This is a genomic window from Burkholderia sp. Ax-1720 (genome assembly GCF_011753035.1).
Classification (GTDB): Bacteria; Pseudomonadota; Gammaproteobacteria; order Burkholderiales; family Burkholderiaceae; genus Burkholderia; species Burkholderia gladioli.
The window spans coordinates 1-18,656 of record NZ_VWWK01000140.1; the positions used below are offsets into that span (position 1 = coordinate 1).

Annotated in this window: 13 protein-coding genes; 9 read left to right on the forward strand and 4 right to left on the reverse strand. The window is 69.8% G+C overall.

From position 1 onward, the window contains the following. Together F3J18_RS27765 and F3J18_RS27770 are read left to right on the forward strand one after the other, a co-directional pair. On the forward strand, positions 1–801 hold an 801-nt coding region (locus tag F3J18_RS27765), incomplete at its 5' end, for a hypothetical protein (RefSeq protein WP_166915335.1). Positions 802–1,082: 281 nt separating this feature from the next. Continuing rightward, a complete protein-coding gene (locus tag F3J18_RS27770) occupies positions 1,083–4,241 on the forward strand; it encodes a transglycosylase domain-containing protein (protein WP_166915337.1) in 3,159 nt (1,052 codons plus the stop codon). Between the two features lie 85 nt (positions 4,242–4,326). On the opposite strand, the gene F3J18_RS27775 is transcribed toward F3J18_RS27770, so the two are convergent. Then, positions 4,327–6,024 carry a metallophosphoesterase family protein gene (locus tag F3J18_RS27775; protein WP_166915339.1) on the reverse strand — a complete coding sequence of 566 codons (1,698 nt, stop codon included), beginning with the start codon at positions 6,022–6,024 and terminating at the stop codon, positions 4,327–4,329. 284 nt (positions 6,025–6,308) lie between these two features. Then, a complete protein-coding gene (locus F3J18_RS27780; RefSeq protein WP_166915341.1) occupies positions 6,309–7,226 on the reverse strand; it encodes a CerR family C-terminal domain-containing protein in 918 nt (305 codons plus the stop codon). A gap of 91 nt (positions 7,227–7,317) precedes the next feature. On the opposite strand from F3J18_RS27780, the gene F3J18_RS27785 reads away from it, so the two are divergent. The 3 genes from F3J18_RS27785 to F3J18_RS27795 are packed head-to-tail and all read left to right on the forward strand — an operon-like array spanning position 7,318 to position 11,591. Further along, on the forward strand, positions 7,318–8,433 hold the full coding sequence (locus tag F3J18_RS27785) for an HlyD family secretion protein (RefSeq protein WP_025096910.1): 1,116 nt from the start codon (positions 7,318–7,320) through the stop codon (positions 8,431–8,433). After that, the gene (locus tag F3J18_RS27790; protein ID WP_013699306.1) at positions 8,426–10,015 is read left to right on the forward strand and encodes a DHA2 family efflux MFS transporter permease subunit; all 1,590 of its coding nucleotides are present in this window, start codon (positions 8,426–8,428) and stop codon (positions 10,013–10,015) included. Before F3J18_RS27785 ends, F3J18_RS27790 begins: the two co-directional genes overlap by 8 nt. Before the next feature lie 28 nt (positions 10,016–10,043). Continuing rightward, on the forward strand, positions 10,044–11,591 hold the full coding sequence (locus F3J18_RS27795) for an efflux transporter outer membrane subunit (protein ID WP_166915343.1): 1,548 nt from the start codon (positions 10,044–10,046) through the stop codon (positions 11,589–11,591). Between the two features lie 108 nt (positions 11,592–11,699). Here F3J18_RS27795 and F3J18_RS27800 read toward each other — a convergent pair whose 3' ends face one another. Further along, on the reverse strand, positions 11,700–12,380 hold the full coding sequence (locus F3J18_RS27800; RefSeq protein WP_013699308.1) for an FCD domain-containing protein: 681 nt from the start codon (positions 12,378–12,380) through the stop codon (positions 11,700–11,702). A 164-nt stretch (positions 12,381–12,544) separates the two neighbouring features. Between F3J18_RS27800 and dgoD the strand changes: the two genes are divergently transcribed. Further along, positions 12,545–13,693, forward strand: coding sequence for a galactonate dehydratase (dgoD, locus tag F3J18_RS27805; RefSeq protein ID WP_166915344.1), 1,149 nt, complete (start codon positions 12,545–12,547; stop codon positions 13,691–13,693). A gap of 160 nt (positions 13,694–13,853) precedes the next feature. Here dgoD and F3J18_RS27810 read toward each other — a convergent pair whose 3' ends face one another. Continuing rightward, positions 13,854–14,789, reverse strand: coding sequence for a CopD family protein (locus tag F3J18_RS27810; protein WP_166915348.1), 936 nt, complete (start codon positions 14,787–14,789; stop codon positions 13,854–13,856). 428 nt (positions 14,790–15,217) lie between these two features. On the opposite strand from F3J18_RS27810, the gene F3J18_RS27815 reads away from it, so the two are divergent. From F3J18_RS27815 to F3J18_RS27825, 3 genes are all read left to right on the forward strand, one after another. Further along, positions 15,218–15,979, forward strand: a complete 762-nt coding sequence (locus tag F3J18_RS27815; RefSeq protein ID WP_063617726.1) for a c-type cytochrome — start codon at positions 15,218–15,220, stop codon at positions 15,977–15,979. Positions 15,980–15,998: 19 nt separating this feature from the next. Further along, on the forward strand, positions 15,999–17,315 hold the full coding sequence (locus tag F3J18_RS27820; RefSeq protein ID WP_046577510.1) for a cytochrome c: 1,317 nt from the start codon (positions 15,999–16,001) through the stop codon (positions 17,313–17,315). A gap of 141 nt (positions 17,316–17,456) precedes the next feature. Further along, on the forward strand, positions 17,457–18,656 hold a 1,200-nt coding region (locus tag F3J18_RS27825), incomplete at its 3' end, for a DEAD/DEAH box helicase (protein ID WP_166915346.1).

Genomic DNA, 18,656 nt, shown 5'->3' on the forward strand with positions numbered 1-18,656 from the left:
AGGCAGGCCGCGGCAGCCGACGCCGCCGACCTCGAAACGCCGGCCGCGCCAAGCACCCAGGCAGCCGCGGGCACCGAGACAATCGATGCGGACGCATCGAAACCCTATGTGCCGCCACCGCCCGCCGCGCGCAGCGCCGAGCTGCGTGCGCGCCGCCCCGAGGACCGCACGCGGGCGATCGACCTGCTGCCGAGCCCGCTCGGCAACCGCCCGGCCTGGCTCGACGGCGACGACGGCCAGCGCCTGCCGGCCTACCTCGGCGCATACGCCAGCTACCAGCGCCTCTCGCTCGATCTCGACCCGCGCTCGACCTCGGCCGCCGCCGTCTACCGCCAGCTCTACGACGGCCTGCGCGAGGCCTGCGCGAAACACGTCGATCTCGAGCTCAACCGCGACGAATCCCGGCCCGACATCGCCCCGCTCGACGACCTGCCCGAGCACTTCGACGCGAAGCGGCGCGTCGACGACACGCTGTTCGTGGCGTTTCGCACGCGCGACGCGCGCTGGGCCGGCTTCCGGCTCGGCCGCGACAGCTTCCGCCTGCCGCTGGAGCGGCTGTGCGGCTTCGCGCTGAACGTCGGGATCCCGGCCAAGGGACCGGGCGGCTACGAGATCGAGACGATCTTCGATCGCCCGCGCCGCGATACCGAGGCCGACGCGGAATGGCAATGGCACGGCAGCACCTTCCAGCCCTCGCTGCCCTATGCCGACCGCCACTCCTTCGCCTTGCTGCATGCGCTGAGCACCGCCGCGCAATTGTTCGACGTGCGGCTCGCCAGCTCGACCTTCTCGGACTGCTGAACAAGCGGCGCGCCCTGGCCTCGCATGCATGAACATCGGCGCCGCGAACCGCTTCCGGTGAAACGCCCCGAGCGCGTCGCGACGCGCTCGAAATCCGCCCCCAATTCCCCGCCCAAGGCACCCGCCAGCGGCCCTCGCCGAGGTCAAGCCGCCCGCGAAACCACGGGGTTGCATCCGCGTCACAGTCCGGTATTTTCCGCAGCACGCGCCGCCTGATTCAGGTCTACACTGCTTGCAATGCGGCGCGAGGGTCGGACGATTTGCGCCGCCGGGGAGATGCCATGAATCGGCCCGTCATTCGGATCCCGCTGCGCGCCACCAGCCCCGTGCCGGTCTGGAAGCGCGTGAAATGGTTGCTCATCGCGGCCGTGCTGATCGCACTGGTCGTGGTGGTCAGGCTTTGCCAGATCGAATTCGCGACCTCGCGATGGCAGGCCCGCTATCTCTCCAGCCTGGCCAGCGACGTCGGCTACACGGTCGGCGACGGCCCCAGCGACAGCATCCGCTATCCGCTCGACGGGCCCTACGACACCCGCCTCGGTTATTCCCAGCTACCCGCCTTCGAGCAGCGCCTCGCCGCGCGCGGCTATAGCATCGCGGCGCAGGCACGCGGCTCCGAGCGCCTGCTCTCGCTGGCCGACGAAGGCCTGTTCCTGCCATACGACGAGAAGGACCAGGCCGGCCTCACGCTGCGCGACGCGAGCGGCGCGCCGATCTACGACGCCACCTTCCCGCATCGCGTCTACACCGATTTCGATGCGATCCCGCCGCTGGTGGTGCGCTCGCTATTGTTCATCGAGGATCGCTACCTGCTCGACCCCGACGCGCCGAACCGCAACCCGGCGATCGACTGGCGCCGCTTCGGCCGCGCGCTGTCCGACCAGGCGCTGCGCTTCGTGAACCGCCATCAGTCGACGCCGGGCGGCAGCACGCTCGCCACCCAGATCGAGAAGTTCCGCCACTCGCCCGACGGACGCACCGCCACGCCGCCCGAGAAGCTCCGGCAGATCGCCTCGGCCTCGATCCGCGCCTACCTGGACGGCCCGCAGACCATGCCGGCGCGCCGCCAGATCGTGGTGCGCTACCTGAACTCGGTGCCGCTCGCGGCGCGCGCCCACGTGGGCGAGGTGACCGGGCTCGGCGACGGCCTGGCCGCCTGGTACGGCCGCGACTTCCGCGAGGTGAACCGCATCCTGTCCGCGCCGCCGAGCGACGCGAACCGCGACGAGCAGGCACTGGCCTATCGCGAGGTGCTGTCGCTGCTGATCGCGCAGCGCGCGCCTTCCTTCTTCCTCAACCGCGGCTACGCCGACCTGCAGAAGCTGACCGACAGCTACCTGCGCCTGCTCGCCTCCGAAGGCGCGATCTCGCCGGCGCTGCGCGACGCGGCGCTGGCCGCCCAAATCGAGCGCCACGCCGCGCCCACGCCGCCGGCCGAGGCCTCCTACGTGACGCGCAAGGCGGTGACCTCGACGCGCTCGCGACTGCTCGGCGCGCTCGGGCTGTCGAGCGTCTACCAGCTCGACCGGCTCGACCTCGACGCCACCGTCACGCTCGACAACGCCGTGCAGCAGGCCGTGGCCGACAAGCTGGCGGCCGTCACCACCCGCGACGGCGCCCGCGAGGCGGGCCTGGTCGGCTTCCAGATGCTGCGCCCCGGCGACGACCCCTCGAAGATCTCCTACAGCTTCACGCTCTACGAACGCCAGGGCGGCGCGAACCTGCTGCGGGTGCAGACCGACAGCGTCGACCAGCCCTTCGACGTCAATCGCGGCGCGCGCCTGAACCTCGGCTCGACCGCCAAGATGCGCACCGTGGTGACCTACCTGCAGATCGTCTCGCGCCTGCACCACGACTACGCGGGCATGTCGAACGAGGAACTCAAGCGCGTGCAGCCGGATCCGCAGGACGCGCTCACGCGCTGGGCGCTCGACTACCTGGCGAACACGCGCGAGCGCTCGCTCACGGCGATGCTCGACGCCGCGCTCGATCGCAAGTATTCGGCCTCGGCCGGCGAGACCTTCTACACCGGCGGCGGCGCGCAGACCTTCACCAATTTCGACAAGAGCGAGAATGGCCAGATCCTGACCATCCGCCTGGCCTTCCGCAATTCGGTGAACCTGGTGTTCGTGCGGATGATGCGCGACATCGTGCGTTACGAGATGATCCAGACCTCGGGCCTGTCCTCGCAGTGGCTCGGCGATCCGGCCTTGCGCGCGCAGTACCTCGGGCAGTTCGTCGACCAGGAGAGCCGCGTCTACGTGAAGCGCTTCTACACGAAGTACGCGGGCAAGCCGGCCGACGACGCGCTCGCGCTGATGCTCAAGACCGTGCGCAAGACGCCGCCCAAGGTGGCCACCGTGCTGCGCAGCGTGGCGCCCGAGGCGCCGCGGCCGTGGTTCGACGCGAACATGCGCGGCGCGCTGAAGAACACACCGGCCGCGGGCCTCACCGACGAGGATCTCGGCAAGCTCTACGCGAAGTACGGCGCCGATCGCTTCAACCTCAACGATCGCGCCTATATCGCCAGCGTCCACCCGCTCGCGCTCTGGACCCTCGCCTACCTGCGCGAGCATCCCGACGCGACGCTCGACACCGTGCAGAACGCCAGCCACGACGTGCGCATCGCCTCCTACTCGTGGCTCTACAAGACCAAGTACCACGCCACCCAGGATCGCCGCATCCGCCGCATGGTCGAGCTGCGCGCCTACCAGGAGATCGGCCGGTCATGGCAGGCGCTCGGTTATCCGTTCGCGGCGCTCACGCCTTCCTACGCGGCCGCGATCGGCGCCTCGGGCGACCAGCCCGATTCGCTGGCGCGGCTGATCGGCCTGATCGGCAACGGCGGCGCGCAGATGCCGACCGAAAGCGTCGCGCGGCTCGACTTCGCCAAGGACACGCCCTATGAAACGCGCTTCGTGCACGCGGGCACGCCGCCGCATCAACTGATCTCGCCCGAGATCGCGGCGGCGGTGCAGCCGATGCTGCGCGACGTGGTGGCCAACGGCACCGGCAAGCGGCTCGCGCAGGGCCTGAGCTTCTCGGACGGCAAGACGCTGGAGGTCTATGGCAAGACCGGCACCGGCGACCAGCGCTTCAACGTCTACGCGCCGGGCGCGCGGCTGATCGAGTCGCGCAAGGTCAATCGCAGCGCGACCTTCGTGTTCGGGATCGGCGACCGCTTCTTCGGGGTCCTCACCGCCAACGCGCACGAGCCTTACGCCGCGCGCTACGAATACACCAGCGCGCTGGCCGTGCAACTGCTGAAGTCGCTCACGCCGGCCCTGCAGCCGCTGGTCGACGCGCCGCCGCGACCGATCGATGCCACCACCAAGGCCGACAAGGGCGCGCGTGCGGCGCAGCTCAGCGGCAACGGCGCTGGCAACGCCGGCAAGGCGGCACCGGCCATGGCCGCCGCCAAGGCAGCCGCGCAAGGCTGATCGCGCCGAACGAAGAACGGGGCGCCGGTCGTGATGCGACCGGCGCCCCGCTTCATTTCCCGCCTGTCTTCCGGCCGGCCTCGCCTCAGCCGCGGCGCGGCTTGCTCAGCACGATGGTCTCGAACAGCGAGTAGTCGCTGGTCGGTGCGCTGTCGGCGCCGGCCGCGTGGTAGTAGTTCACCGTGATGCTGGTATGGCCGCCCGCCTCGCCCGGCTCGTAGTCAAACACGGCGATCCCGTAGCCGTTGCCGGCATCGCGCCGCGCCGACCAGATCGCGTCCTCGCGCGCATCGGCGCCTGGCCGCGCGAAGGTGCCGGCGGTGGCGCCGGGCACCGGCCGGTTCGACTTGGTGAACACCATCGCCTGCGGCTGGCCGGTGGCCGGATCGTCGCCGTAGCTGTCGGTCGGCGCGCTGGTGCCGCCGCCGCCGAGGATCAGGTGGATGGTGCCGTGGCGCGTGTCGAAGGTGCGATCCTCGGGATCGACCGTGACCACCGGTTGCGGCTGCATGGTGTCGACCACCGAGCCGGTGGCCGCGTCGACGCCGGCGTGATGGCGGCAGCCGCGCACCGGGAAGCTGCGCTCGTAGTCGTGGTCGTGGCCGCACAGCACCAGGTCGACGCCGTAGCGGTCGAACAGCGGCAGCCAGGCCTCGCGGATGCCCTTGTCCGAGCCGTTGCCCGACTTCGACGAACTCAGCGCGTCCTGGTGCATCTGCACCACGATCCAGTCGATGCCGGGTTCGTGCGAGGCGCGGCGCAGGGTGTCCTCCAGCCAGCGCGTCTGCGTGCCGCCGCTGTAGCCACGCACGTAGAACGAGGTGCCCGGCTCGATCGGCGCATTGCCGGTGCTGGCGGCCGGCACGAGCGGCGCGGGGCCGGCCACGAAGGCGGCCGCGTCCTGGTAGACCACGTCGTCGGCGTCGAGCGAGATGAACAGCACCGCGCCGACGCGGAAGCTGTACCAGCGGCCCGCGAAACGCGTGCCGTTGTCGGGCAGCACGTAGCGCGCGAGATAGGAATCGAGCCCTTGCGGGCCGTTGTGGAATTCGATCTCGTGATTGCCCGGGCAGGGCATCCAGGGGCGGTTCGCGGCCGAGCTCTGGTTGTTGTTGCCGAAGTCGCGCCAGACGTCGGGCTGGTGCGTCGGGTTCAGGTTCGCGTAGCAGAGGTCGCCGTTGAGCAGGTGGAACAGCGGCTGGAAGCGCTCGACGGCCTGCACCGCGTAGCGGCTTTGCGGAGAGGACAGCACCCAGCCCGTGTTCGGCGTGGCCAGGTCGCCGTAGCTGGTCCAGCGGAACGGCGCGCGCCCGCGCGGCGCGGTCTGGAAGCCGGCCGAGAACGGCTGCGAGGCATTCGCGTCGTTGTCGGCCGTCACCTCGTAGCGGAAGCTCGCGCCGGGGCGCAGCCCGTGCAGGCGCGCGTGATAGGTGAACACCACCGCGCCGTTCAGGCCGTCGGTATAGGTGCGCTGCACCGCATGCACCGTGAACGGCCGGCCGTAGTCGCTCGACACGCGCACGCGCGGATTGGCGGCCGGCGCCAGCGACGCCCACGAGACTGTCACCTCGGAGCAGGGATCGTCGCCCCAGGTCAGGTGGATCTGCTCGGGCGTGCCGTCGGGCACGGCCGCGGCCGCGCGCGTGCCGGCCAGACCGCTGGCGGTGGCCAGGCCCGACACGCCGGCCAGCTTCAGGAAGCCGCGGCGCGTGACGGGCGCGTATTCGTACGAGTCCGCGTGATGGTCCGCGGAGGACGTCTCGGGAAGATTCGGGTTCGACATCGGGTTCGCTCCGATTTTTCGTTCTGCTGACGCGCGGCGCCGATCGGGCGCCGCATCGTGATGGAAACACGGGGACAGGCGGCGAGGGCCCTCACCTTCGCCGATTTCGCCAATTTCGCCGCCTCGGACCACGACGATAGACCGGCGATCGTGACGTGCCGATGTCATCGACCGACGGCCTGTTCGCGCGGACCCGGCGGCGCGCTCGACGGTAAGGATGTCGTAATGAACGAGGTCGCGCAACACGGGCGGCCGACGCTTGCGCCGGGCGCCCGCGCGCGGATTCAGTGCGAGGAGTGCTTGGCGCCGCGCGAGGCGCGCGGCGCGGCGGGTTTGGCAGCGGCGGCCTTGGGCACCGGGGATTTCGCGGCGGCAGGCTTGGCGGTGGCGGACTTGGCGGCAGGTTTGGCGGCGACTTTCGGCGCGGCGCTCTTGCGGCGCGCGGCAGGCGCTTCGCCCAGCGGGGAGGCAAGCGCGCGACGCGGCGCGCCGGCCCGCGCCTGGCCCTCGACATGCCACTGGCGCAGCAGCGCGCGCGTCTGCTCGGCCACCACCGAGCGCAGCAGATCGCCGTTCTCGCCTTCGTAGGATTCCCAGCCCAGCATCGCCAGCGCCGAGCGCTGCGCCATGTGGAACACCGACAACTGACCGAGCAGGCTGAAGGCGCGGATCTTGGTGGCGTTGCTGTCGGCCGGCTGGTTCGCGATGCGGCTCACCAGCGCGGTGCAGACGTCGTGCAGCGGCCGCCGGATCCGCTGCATCAGGATCTCGGTGGCGATCGCCGGCTCCAGGCCCGCCTGCTCGCGCGCGAAGAACATGCGCTGGTGCGCGTTCTTGGGCGTGACGAACATCTTGGCCGAGATCGCATGCATGATGCCGAGGAAGGACTCGATCAGGGTCTCGACGTCGGCCTCGCGCGCCAGCATCGCGCGCGCATGGTCGAGCGCCGGCCCGAAGGCCGCGCAGCCGAGCTCGGCGATGGTGTCCGCGCAGGCGCGGAACACCCCTTCCTTGTTCTCGAAGTAGTACTGCAGCGCCGGCGCGTTCACTCCCGCGTGCGCGGCGATGTCCCGCGTCGACGCGCCGGCGAAGCCGCGCTCGCCGAACAATTCGATCGCGGCCTCGATGATCCGCTGCCGCGTCTCGTCGCCCCGCGCATATCCGCTTGCCGACGTGCGACGCAATTTCTTCGCTTCCGTCATAGACCCCTCACTTTCATCCGACCGATATTCTACTTGACACAAATTTTCCAACTGGAATAATTCTTCCGCTCGGAATAATTTGGATCCCGGAATGTCGTCGACCACTCAAGAACCGCCGAAAGGCAATCGTCAGGAAACCTTGGAATCCGCGCCGAAGCGGCCTTCGCGCCGGCGCAACATCCTGATCCTCATCGCGATCGTCGCGGCGATCGCCGGCCTGGTCTGGCTGGTCCATTGGTGGACCGTCGGCCGCTTCATCGAATCGACCAACGATGCCTACCTGCAGGCCGACAGCATGACGGCCGCGCCGAAGGTGTCGGGCTACGTGACCGACGTCTACGTGCGCGACAACCAGAGCGTCAAGGCCGGCGACCCGCTGGTGAAGCTCGACGTCCGCCAGTATCAGGTTTCCCTGCAGAACTCGCAGGCAAGCGTCGATGCGCGGCGCGCCGACATCGCGCGCACCCAGGCCGACATCGCCCAGCAGCACGCCAATCTCGAACAGGCGCAGGCGCAGGCCCAGGTGTCGAGCATCAACCTGAAGCACGCCAGCGAGGAATACGCGCGCTACGCGCCGCTGGCGGCCACCGGCGCCGAAACGCACGAGCGCATCGCCGACCTGAAGAACACGCGCGACCAGGCGCAGGCCACGCTGGCGGCGAACAACGCCTCGATCGCGGCGGCCCGCGCCCAGATCAATTCCAGCACCGCCCAGCTGCAGCAGGCCCAGGCCCAGCTCGAGGCGGCCCAGGCCAGCGCCGCGCAATCGCAGCTCGACCTCGACAACACGGTGGTGCGCAGCACGCTGGACGGCCGCGTGGGCGATCGCACGGTGCGCGTCGGCCAGTACGTGCAGCCCGGCACGCGCCTCTTGACGGTGGTGCCGGTGCAGGACATCTACCTGGTCGCCAACTTCAAGGAAACCCAGGTGGGCCGCATGCGGGTGGGCCAGCCGGTCACGCTGCACGTGGACGCGCTGCCCGATCGCGCGCTGCACGGCAAGGTCGACAGCTTCTCGCCGGGCACCGGCTCGCAGTTCGCGCTGCTGCCGCCCGACAACGCCACCGGCAACTTCACCAAGATCGTGCAGCGCGTGCCGGTGCGCATCCACGTCGACACCGACGACGAGACCCGCCGCGTGCTGCTGCCGGGCCTGTCGGTGGACGTCGACATCGATACCCGCGACGACGGGCAGCATCATGGCTGAGGCCGCCACGCCCGCCGCCGCGCCGCATCCCGAGCGCGCCAGCGCGACCGACTGGATCGCGGTGGCCGCCGGCTCGCTGGGCGCGCTGATGGCCACGCTCGACATCTCGATCACCAACTCGGCGCTGCCGCAGATCCAGGGCGAGATCGGCGCGACCGGCACCGAGGGCACCTGGATCTCCACCGGCTACCTGATGTCGGAGATCGTGATGATCCCGCTGGCCGCGTGGCTCACGCGCGTGTTCGGGCTGCGCAACTTCCTGCTGGTCTCGGCGGCGCTGTTCATCGCCTTCTCGATGATGTGCGGCTGGTCGAGCACGCTGGCGCTGATGATCGCCGGCCGGATCGGCCAGGGCTTCACCGGCGGCGCGATGATCCCCACCGCGCAGACCATCATCCGCACCCGGCTGCCGGTCTCGCAGTTGCCGGTGGGCATGACCCTGTTCGGCCTCATCGTGCTGCTCGGGCCGCTGTTCGGCCCGGTGCTGGGCGGCTGGCTGGCCGAGAACGTGAGCTGGAGCTGGTGCTTCTTCATCAACCTGCCGGTCTGCCTGATCCTGATCGCGCTGCTGGTGCTCGGCCTGCCTTCCGACAAGCCGCAGTGGCCGCAGTTCTTCAGCGCCGACTGGGTCGGCATCGCGGGCCTGTCGATCGGGCTCTCGTCGCTGACGGTGGTGCTCGAGGAAGGCCAGCGCGAGCGCTGGTTCGAATCGTCGATGATCACCACGCTGAGCTGGATCACCTTCGCCGGCTTCGTGCTGATCGCGATCTCGCAGTTCACCGCCAAGCGGCCGATGCTGCGGCTCTCGCTGATGCGCAACCCGCGCTACGCCAGCGTGATCGTGATCGTCGCGGCGGTGGGCGCGGGCCTGTACGGCGTGTCCTACCTGCTGCCGCAGTTCCTCGCCATCGTCTCGGGCTACAACGCCGAGCAGGCCGGCGAGATCATGCTGCTCTCGGGCCTGCCCGCCTTCCTGATGATGCCGATCCTGCCGAAGCTGCTCGGCAAGGTGGACTACCGGATCCTGGTGATCTCGGGGCTGATGCTGTTCTTCCTGAGCTGCATGCTCGACATCTCGCTGACCGCGCAGAGCGTCGGCCACGATTTCGTCTGGTCGCAGCTGATCCGCGGCGTGGCGCAGATGCTGGCGATGATGCCGCTCAACCAGGCCTCGATGGCGGCCGTCTCGCGCGAGGAATCGGGCGACGCGGCGGGCCTCTACAACATGGCCCGCAACCTGGGCGGCTCGATCGGCCTGGCCATCATCGGCACCATCATCGACCGGCGCACCACCTATCACACCGCCACCATCCGGGAGTCGGTCACCGCCAATTCGCTGATCGGCCAGGACCGCATCTCGCAGTACGCGGCCAACTGGTTCTCGCACACCGGCGACCTGGCCTACTCGCAGATGCGCGCGCTCGGCCAGCTCGCCCAGCAGATCAACGTGCAGGCCACCGTGATGACCTATTCCGAAACCTTCTACCTGCTCGGACTGGCGCTGATCGCCTGCGTGCCGCTGGCCCTGTTGCTGCGCACGCCGCCGCGCAACGCGCCGCCGCCGTCCTCGTCCGGCCACTGACACGATGAAGTCCTCGATGATGCCCTCCATGAAGTCCCCGAGCCTGGCTCCCCGTCACGCGCTGACGCTGGTCGCCGCCGCGCTCGTGCTCGCCGGCTGCACGGTCGGCCCGAACTACAAGGGCGCGCCGGCAGCACCGAGCGCGGCCACCTTCGTGCGCGCCCCGCAGACCGGCGTGGCCGTCGCGACGCCCGGGCCCGCCGCCTGGTGGCAGAGCCTGAACGATCCCCAGCTCGACGAACTGATCGCCGCGGCGCTGGCCCACAACCCCGACCTGCACGCGGCCCAGGCGCGGCTGCGCGAAGCCCGCGCGCAACTGAGCCAGCAGCGCGCCAATGCCTTGCCGAAGACCTCGGCGGACCTGGCCGCGATCCGCACCCGCGCGCCCGACATGAACGCGCTGTCGGCGCTGACCGGCGCGAACAACGCGAACGCCGGCAACAGCCAGGCCGGCACCGGCCCGATCCAGCTCTACACGGCCAGCTTCGACGCCACCTGGGAGATCGACCTGTTCGGCGGCACGCGCCGCGCGATCGAGGCGGCCTCGGCGCAGGCCGAGGCGGTCGACGCGGACCTGGCCGACACGCAGGTCTCGATCGCGGCCGAGGTCGCCAATGCCTACGTGGACCTGCGCGACCAGCAGCAGCGCCTGGCACTCTCGCAGCGCACCGCCGAGATCCAGCAGCAGCAGCTCGACCTGACCCGGCAGCGACGCGGACGCGGCGTGGCCGCCGATGCGGACATCGAGCGGCTGACCACCCAGGTGGAAAACACGCGCGCCTCGCTGATCCCGCTCGATGCCCAGGTGACCGAATCGCTGGACCGCCTCGCGACCCTCACCGGGCGCGCGCCGGGCGCGCTCGATGCGCAGCTCTCGGGCGCCAACCCGGCGCTGCCGAGCCTGCCCGCATCGGTGCCGATCGGAGACCCGGCCGCCCTGCTCAAGCAACGCCCCGACGTGCGCGCGGCCGAGCGGCGCCTGGCCTCGAGCAATGCGCAGATCGGCGAGCACATCGCCGACTACTTCCCCAAGGTCACCCTGCTCGGCGATCTGGGCTTCAGCGCCAGCGACCCGGGCCACCTGTTCCGCAAGCAGAACTGGACCTGGGTGGGCGCGCCCTACCTGCAATGGAACCTGTTCGACTTCGGCCGCACGCGCGGCGCCGTGCGCGCCGCCGAAGCCTCGCGCGACGAGGCCGAGGCCAACTACACCAAGGCCGTGCTGGGCGCGCTGCAGGACGCCAATACCGCCCTGTCGCGCTACGGTCACCAGCGCGATCACGTGGTCGCGCTCGACAAGGTGCAGACCTCGGCGGTGCATTCGGCGACGCTGATGGACCAGCGTTATCGCGCCGGCGTGTCCTCGCTGATCGACCTGCTCGACACGCAGCGCGACGCGCTGTCGGCGCAGCAGAACGTGATCGCGGGACAGGCCGAGCTGATCAAGGACTATGTGTCCCTGCAGAAGAGCCTCGGCCTCGGCTGGCAGAGCGGGCAGGCCGACGCGGCGGCGACTTCGGCCCCGGGCGCGGCCATCGCCCCGACGGCTTCCGTCGAGACGAAGCCGGCAGGCTGACGCCTCGCGCACCGCAAACGCAACGGGCCGGCGCTTCATGCGCCGGCCCGTTTTTTCATGTCCGTGGTTTTCGCTCGCCGCATCGCACGGCGGGCGCCCTGTGGTGTCCTAGCGCTCGATGCGCGCGCGCGTGGTGCCGAGCAGCGCCGCCATCGCCGCGCGCGCGGCGTTCGCGTCGCGCGCGCGGATCGCCTCGAACACGCGCGTGTGCTCGGCCAGCGAGGCATTGAAGATCTCGGCGCGCTTCGCGTTGAGCCTCAGCTGCGCCTCCAGCGTGCGCTCGATCAGCGCGCCCAGCGGCATCAGCAACTCGTTGCCGCCGGCGGCCAGCACCTCTAGGTGGAAGCGCAGGTCCGCCCTCACCCACTCGTCGACATGGCGCGCCGCGCGCATCGCCTCGTGCGCGGCCTCGATCGCGGCGAACGCGGCCGGCGTCTGCGCGCGCGCGGCCAGCCCCGCCGCGTACGGCTCGACCATCTCGCGCATCTCCTGCAGCTTCATCGCGAAGGCCAGCGGCGGCGCGACCTGCGAATACCAGTCGAGCAGCTCGGCGTCGAGCAGGTTCCAGGCATCGCGCGGCCGCACCCGCGTGCCGACCTTGGGCCGCGACTCGATCAGCCCCTTCGAGGTCAGCGTGCGCAGCGCCTCGCGCAGCACGGTGCGGCTCACGCCGAAGGAGAGCATCAGCTCGGCCTCGCGCGGCAGGATCGTGTCCGGCGTGTAGTCGCCGCGCAGGATCGCCGTGGCGAGCCGGTACGCGGTTTGTCCATGCAGATCGCGTTGAATCACGTTTCTCCCTGTGGGCCGGCGCCGCCCGCGGGCGGCCGACCACTATGTGCACAATAAGTGCTATTAATACTACTTTTTCGCGGAATCGTGTAGGATCGTCGCCATCGACTTTCCGGCGGGGCCTCGATGCGTCCCCCGTTCGCCCAACCCAAGGAGACAGACCCATGAAGATCACCCGCCTCGAAACCTTCGTCGTGCCGCCGCGCTGGCTGTTCCTGAAGATCGAGACCGACGAGGGCATCGTCGGCTGGGGCGAGCCGATCGTCGAGGGCCGCGCGCATACCGTGGAAGCCGCCGTGCAGGAGCTGGCCGACTACCTGGTGGGCAAGGACCCGCTGCTGATCGAGGATCACTGGCAGGTGATGTACCGCGCCGGATTCTATCGCGGCGGCCCGATCACGATGAGCGCGATCGCCGGCGTCGACCAGGCGCTGTGGGACATCAAGGGCAAGTTCCATGGCGCGCCGGTCCATGCGCTGTTGGGCGGCCAGGTGCGCGAGCGCATCAAGGTCTACTCGTGGATCGGCGGCGACCGCCCCAGCGACGTGGCCAACAACGCGCGCGCGGTGGTCGAGCGCGGCTTCAAGGCGGTCAAGATGAACGGCTCGGAGGAGCTGCAGATCGTCGATACCTACGACAAGGTCGAGAAGGTGATCGCCAACGTGGCGGCGGTGCGCGAGGCGGTGGGCCCGCACGTGGGGATCGGCGTGGACTTCCACGGCCGCGTCCACAAGCCGATGGCCAAGGTGCTGGCCAAGGAGCTCGATCCCTATCGCCTGATGTTCATCGAGGAGCCGGTGCTCTCGGAGAATGCCGAGGCGCTGCGCGACATCGTCAACCAGACCGACACGCCGATCGCGCTGGGCGAGCGGCTCTACTCGCGCTGGGACTTCAAGCACGTGATCGCGGGCGGCTACGTCGACATCATCCAGCCCGACGCCTCGCACGCGGGCGGCATCACCGAGTGCCGCAAGATCGCCTCGCTGGCCGAGGCCTACGACGTGGCGCTGGCGCTGCACTGCCCGCTCGGGCCGATCGCGCTGGCCGCCTGCCTGCAGCTCGACGCGGTCAGCTACAACGCCTTCATCCAGGAACAGAGCCTGGGCATCCACTACAACCAGGGCAACGACCTGCTCGACTACATCCGCAATCCGGAAGTGTTCCGCTACGAGGATGGTTTCGTCGGCATTCCGCAAGGCCCGGGCCTGGGCATCGAGGTCAACGAGGAGAAGGTGCGCGAGATGGCCAAGCTCGGCCATCGCTGGCGCAATCCGGTGTGGCGCCACGCCGACGGCAGCGTCGCCGAGTGGTGATCGCGCGCGGCGCGCGCGAGCCGCGCCGTGGAAGATGATGCGGTGCAAGGCGGGGGCGTCCTGAGCGGGGCGCCCCCGCTTCGCGTTCGGGGTTCGGCTCAGGGCCCGGCAGCGAGGCCGCGCGCGCAGGCCAGGCAGCGGCGCGCGGCGCAGGCCCCCGTCATTGCGCGAGCGAGGCGAAGCCGGGCACGCTGGCTGCGAGCACGGCCGCCGCGACGAACACGCCGATCATCGCGACCGCCTCCAGGTACAGCACGTTGACGAAGGTCCGTGCGTCCTCGGTGGCCGCGGTGCGCCGCAGCCGCGGCAGGGCCGAGAAGCGGTTCAGGCCGCCCAGCAGCAGCGCCAGCGCGACCAGCACCAGCTTGAGCAGCAGCACGCGGCCCCAGGTGCTGGCGTCGAGCACGGCGAGGTCGCCGCCGGTGCCGCGGATCGCGTTGTAGACGCCGGTGGCGATCACCACCAGCACCGCCGCCATCGACACGCGCGAGACGCGCTGCGCGACGCGGATCAGCACGCCGCGCGCGATCGAGGCACCCAGCGCCGGCAGCACCGCCATGCCGCCCGCCAGCACGATGCCGCCCCACACGGCGGTCGACAGCAGGTGCAGCAACTGCACGCCGACCGCCGGCGACCAGGGGCCCGCGTCGGCCGCGTGGCCGATCGAGGCATTGCCTGCCTCCACCACCAGGATCGCGAGCCAGAACAGCAGCGTGCCGGCCACGCCGCCGGGCCGCAGCAAGGCCAGCACCAGCAAGGCCAGCGCGCCGCCGAACAGCAGGCTCCAGGCATGGCCGACATGGGTGTCGCCCAGCACCGCCGGCAGCGCGCCGAAGGCCTCGCCCAGGCCCGTGCCGCCCATGGTGGCGGCCTCGTAGACGATCCAGCCGAGCTCGGCCAGCACGAACACCAGGGCCGCCATCGCCAGCGAGCGCTGCGCGCGCCGCCAGGCGCCATGCGCGGGAGACACGGTGGCGCGCGCGCCCTCGGCGGCCAGCCAGGCACCGAACAGCAGCGAGCCCAGCGCGACGGCGAAGGCGATCTGCGCGAGCGCGGCCATCGCGACCTGGCCGCTCCAGAGGCTGTCGAATTTCATCATCGCGCACCGCCTTGCGCCGACGCGCGGCGGCACGACGGCAAGGCCGCGCAGGAGGGAATCGGGGAAAACGCGTAACGGCAATCGTCTGAGGCGGGAGAGGTCGGCAACATCGTGGCGGGGATCAGTATTTCGGAGTGGCAACGAATCGGCGGCGCGGCCCGGGGCAGGCCGACCACGCGCGAGTGGCGAGTGTACGGCCTTCGATCGAGAACGCCCACACGGGTTCACCAAAAAGCGTAGGATTTCCGCATCCGCCTGTTGTTGCCGCATCGAATCGCGAGGCGCGAGCGGGTCTTGCGCAAATAGCCGTGGCCAGGCATCGATGCTAAACTTCGCAGCGCAGCCGACAGGAGAGGGCTGCCGAAACACGTGTAGTCAAAGCCCGAGCCGACACAGAGCCGGCCAGGTCCCCGACGAATAAAAAATTGGAGCCTCGCGTGTCTTCAATACGTGTATTCCGTCCCCTGCTCGCCGCGCTGTGCATCAGCGCCGCCTGCCTGCCGGTCGGCTCGCAAGCCCAGTCAGCTCCCGCCTCCGGCGCCGCCGCGGCGGCCCCGTTGAAGGCACCCGACACGATGGCCGAACGCGTGCGCGGCTGCACCGCCTGCCACGGCACCCACGGCCAGGGCACCGACAACGACTACTTCCCGCGCCTGGCCGGCAAGCCCGCCGAATATCTCTACAACCAGCTGATCAACTTCCGCGACGGGCGACGCAAGTACCCGCCGATGAACTACCTGCTCACCTACCTGAGCGACGATTACCTGCACGCGATCGCGGTGCACTTCTCCAACGAGCGTCCGCCCTATCCGCCGCCGGCCAAGCCGAGCGTGTCGGACGAGGTGATGGCGCGCGGCCAGGCACTGGCCACGCGCGGCGATGCGGCGCGCAAGATCCCGGCCTGCATCGCCTGCCACGGCGCGCAGCTCACGGGCATGCAACCTGCGATCCCGGGCCTGGTGGGCCTGCACAGCGACTACCTCAGCGCGCAGATCGGCGCCTGGCGCTCGGGCAACCGGCGCGCCAAGGCACCCGACTGCATGCACGAGATCGCCTCGCGGCTCACCGACGAGGACGTCACCGCCGTGACCGCCTGGCTCGCCGCGCAGGCGGCGCCGGCCAATCCGGTCCCGGCGGCGGCCGGCTCGCTGAAGCTGCCGCTCGCCTGCGGCAGCGAACCGCAATGACCTCCAGGAGACAGACGCCATGAAACGCCAGTCCCTGTATGCCTTCGGCGCCCTCGCGATCGCCGCCGCCGCGACGCTCGCGCCCGCCGTCTGGCCCGGCGCCGCCAAGTGGGCGGGCAGCCTGATCGACACCGCGCGCGCCGCCGCGCCGGCCGCCGACACGAGCCAGGCCGCGCTGATCAAGAAGGGCGAGTACCTGTCGCGGGTGGGCGACTGCGTGGCCTGCCACACGGTGCGCGGCGGCCAGCCCTTCGCCGGCGGCCTGCCGATGCCCACCCCGTTCGGCACCATGTACACGCCGAACATCACGCCCGACAACCAGTACGGCATCGGCAAGTGGAGCGCCGACGACTTCTATCGCGCGATGCACACGGGCCGCTCGAAGGACGGCAGCCTGCTCTACCCGGGCTTCCCCTTCACCAGCTACACCAAGGTCACGCGCGCCGATTCGGACGCGATCTACGCGTACCTGCGCTCGGTGCCGGCGGTCAACACGGCGAGCCGCCCGCACGAGCTGAAATTCCCGTTCAACAACCGCAACCTGCTGATCGGCTGGCGCACGCTGTTCTTCAAGGAGGGGGAATTCAAGCCGGACCCGACCAAGTCGGTGGAATGGAACCGCGGCGCCTACCTGGTCGAGGGCCTGGGCCACTGCAGCATGTGCCATACCTCGATCAACCTGATGGGCGCGCCGCGCAGTTCCTCGGCCTTCGCCGGCGGGCTGATCCCGCTGCAGAACTGGTACGCGCCCTCGCTGACCAACGACACCGAGTTCGGCCTGGGCGACTGGCACGTGCAGGAGCTGACCGACCTGCTGCAGGCCGGCGTGTCGATGCGCGGCGCGGTGTTCGGGCCGATGGCCGACGTGGTGCACAACAGCCTGCAGTACATGTCGGACGACGACGCGCGCTCGATGTCGGTCTACCTGAAGTCGATTCCGCAGAAGGGCAACGCGCCGACCAACCTGCAATACGAGCCCTCGCAGAAGTTCGGCGACCAGCTGCTGGAACAGGGCCGCAAGCTCTACGCGGACAACTGCGCGACCTGTCACGGTGCCTCCGGCCAGGGCAAGCCGCCCTCGTATCCGCCGCTCGCCGGAAACCATTCGATTATGATGGAGTCTGCAGTGAACCCGATCCGGATGGTGCTCAACGGCGGTTACCCGCCCAGCACGTTCCGGAATCCGCGTCCATACGGGATGCCGCCGTTCGCGCAAGCCCTGTCGAATCAAGAGGTTGCAGCCGTCGTGTCGTATATCCGATCGGCCTGGGGCAACAACGGTTCGCCGATCTCGCCGCAGCAGGTGAGCGATCTGCGTTCCGCACCGCTCGACTGACGAACGGTTCACATCACACGGGGCGTGGCTGCGGGCAACCGCGGCCACGCCCTATTTGTTTTTTGTATGAAGATGACGCCGCCCGACCGGTCGCGTATCGGCCAGTCGGGCGGCGTCATTTTTCGAACACCAAGAGAGTTTATGTCTTTTGCTTCCCTCGGCCTCGCCGAACCCCTCGTGCGGGCCGTCAACGAACTCGGCTATACCGAACCGACCCCGATCCAGACCCAGGCGATCCCCGCCGTGCTCGGCGGCGGCGACCTGCTCGCCGGCGCCCAGACCGGCACCGGCAAGACCGCCGGCTTCACCCTGCCGATCCTGCAGCGCCTCAATGCGAATACCGCCGCTCAGGCCGGCGGCAAGCGCGCCGTGCGCGCGCTGATCCTCACGCCGACGCGCGAACTGGCCGCCCAGGTCGAGGAGAGCGTGCGCGCCTACGGCAAGTACCTGAAGCTGCGCTCGACCGTGATGTTCGGCGGCGTGAGCATCAATCCGCAGATCGACGCGCTCAAGCGCGGCGTGGACATCGTGGTGGCAACGCCGGGCCGCCTGCTCGACCACATGCAGCAGAAGACCATCGACGTCTCGCAGCTCGACATCCTGGTGCTCGACGAAGCCGACCGCATGCTCGACATGGGCTTCATCCACGACATCAAGCGGGTGCTCGCGCGCCTGCCCGCCAAGCGCCAGAACCTGCTGTTCTCGGCCACCTTCTCCGACGAGATCAAGGCGCTGGCCGACAGCCTGCTCGACTCGCCGGCCCTGATCGAGGTGGCGCGCCGCAACACCACGGCCGAGACCATCGCGCAGAAGATCTACCCGGTCGACCGCGACCGCAAGCGCGAGCTGCTCACCCACCTGATCCGCGAGCACAACTGGTTCCAGGTGCTGGTGTTCACGCGCACCAAGCACGGCGCCAACCGCCTGGCCGAGCAGCTCGGCAAGGACGGCATCAGCGCGCTGGCGATCCACGGCAACAAGAGCCAGTCGGCCCGCACGCGCGCGCTGACCGAGTTCAAGGCCGGCACGCTGCAGGTGCTGGTGGCCACCGATATCGCCGCGCGCGGCATCGATATCGACCAGTTGCCGCACGTGGTCAACTACGAGCTGCCGAACGTGCCGGAAGACTACGTGCACCGCATCGGCCGAACCGGCCGCGCGGGCGCCAACGGCGAGGCGGTCTCGCTGGTCTGCGTCGACGAGAAGCAACTGCTGCGCGACATCGAGAAGCTGATCAAGCGCGAGATCCCGCAGGAAGTGATCGCCGGCTTCGAGCCCGATCCGAACGCCAAGCCGGAACCGATCCAGCGCCGTGGCCAGCAACAGCAGCGCGGCGGCGGC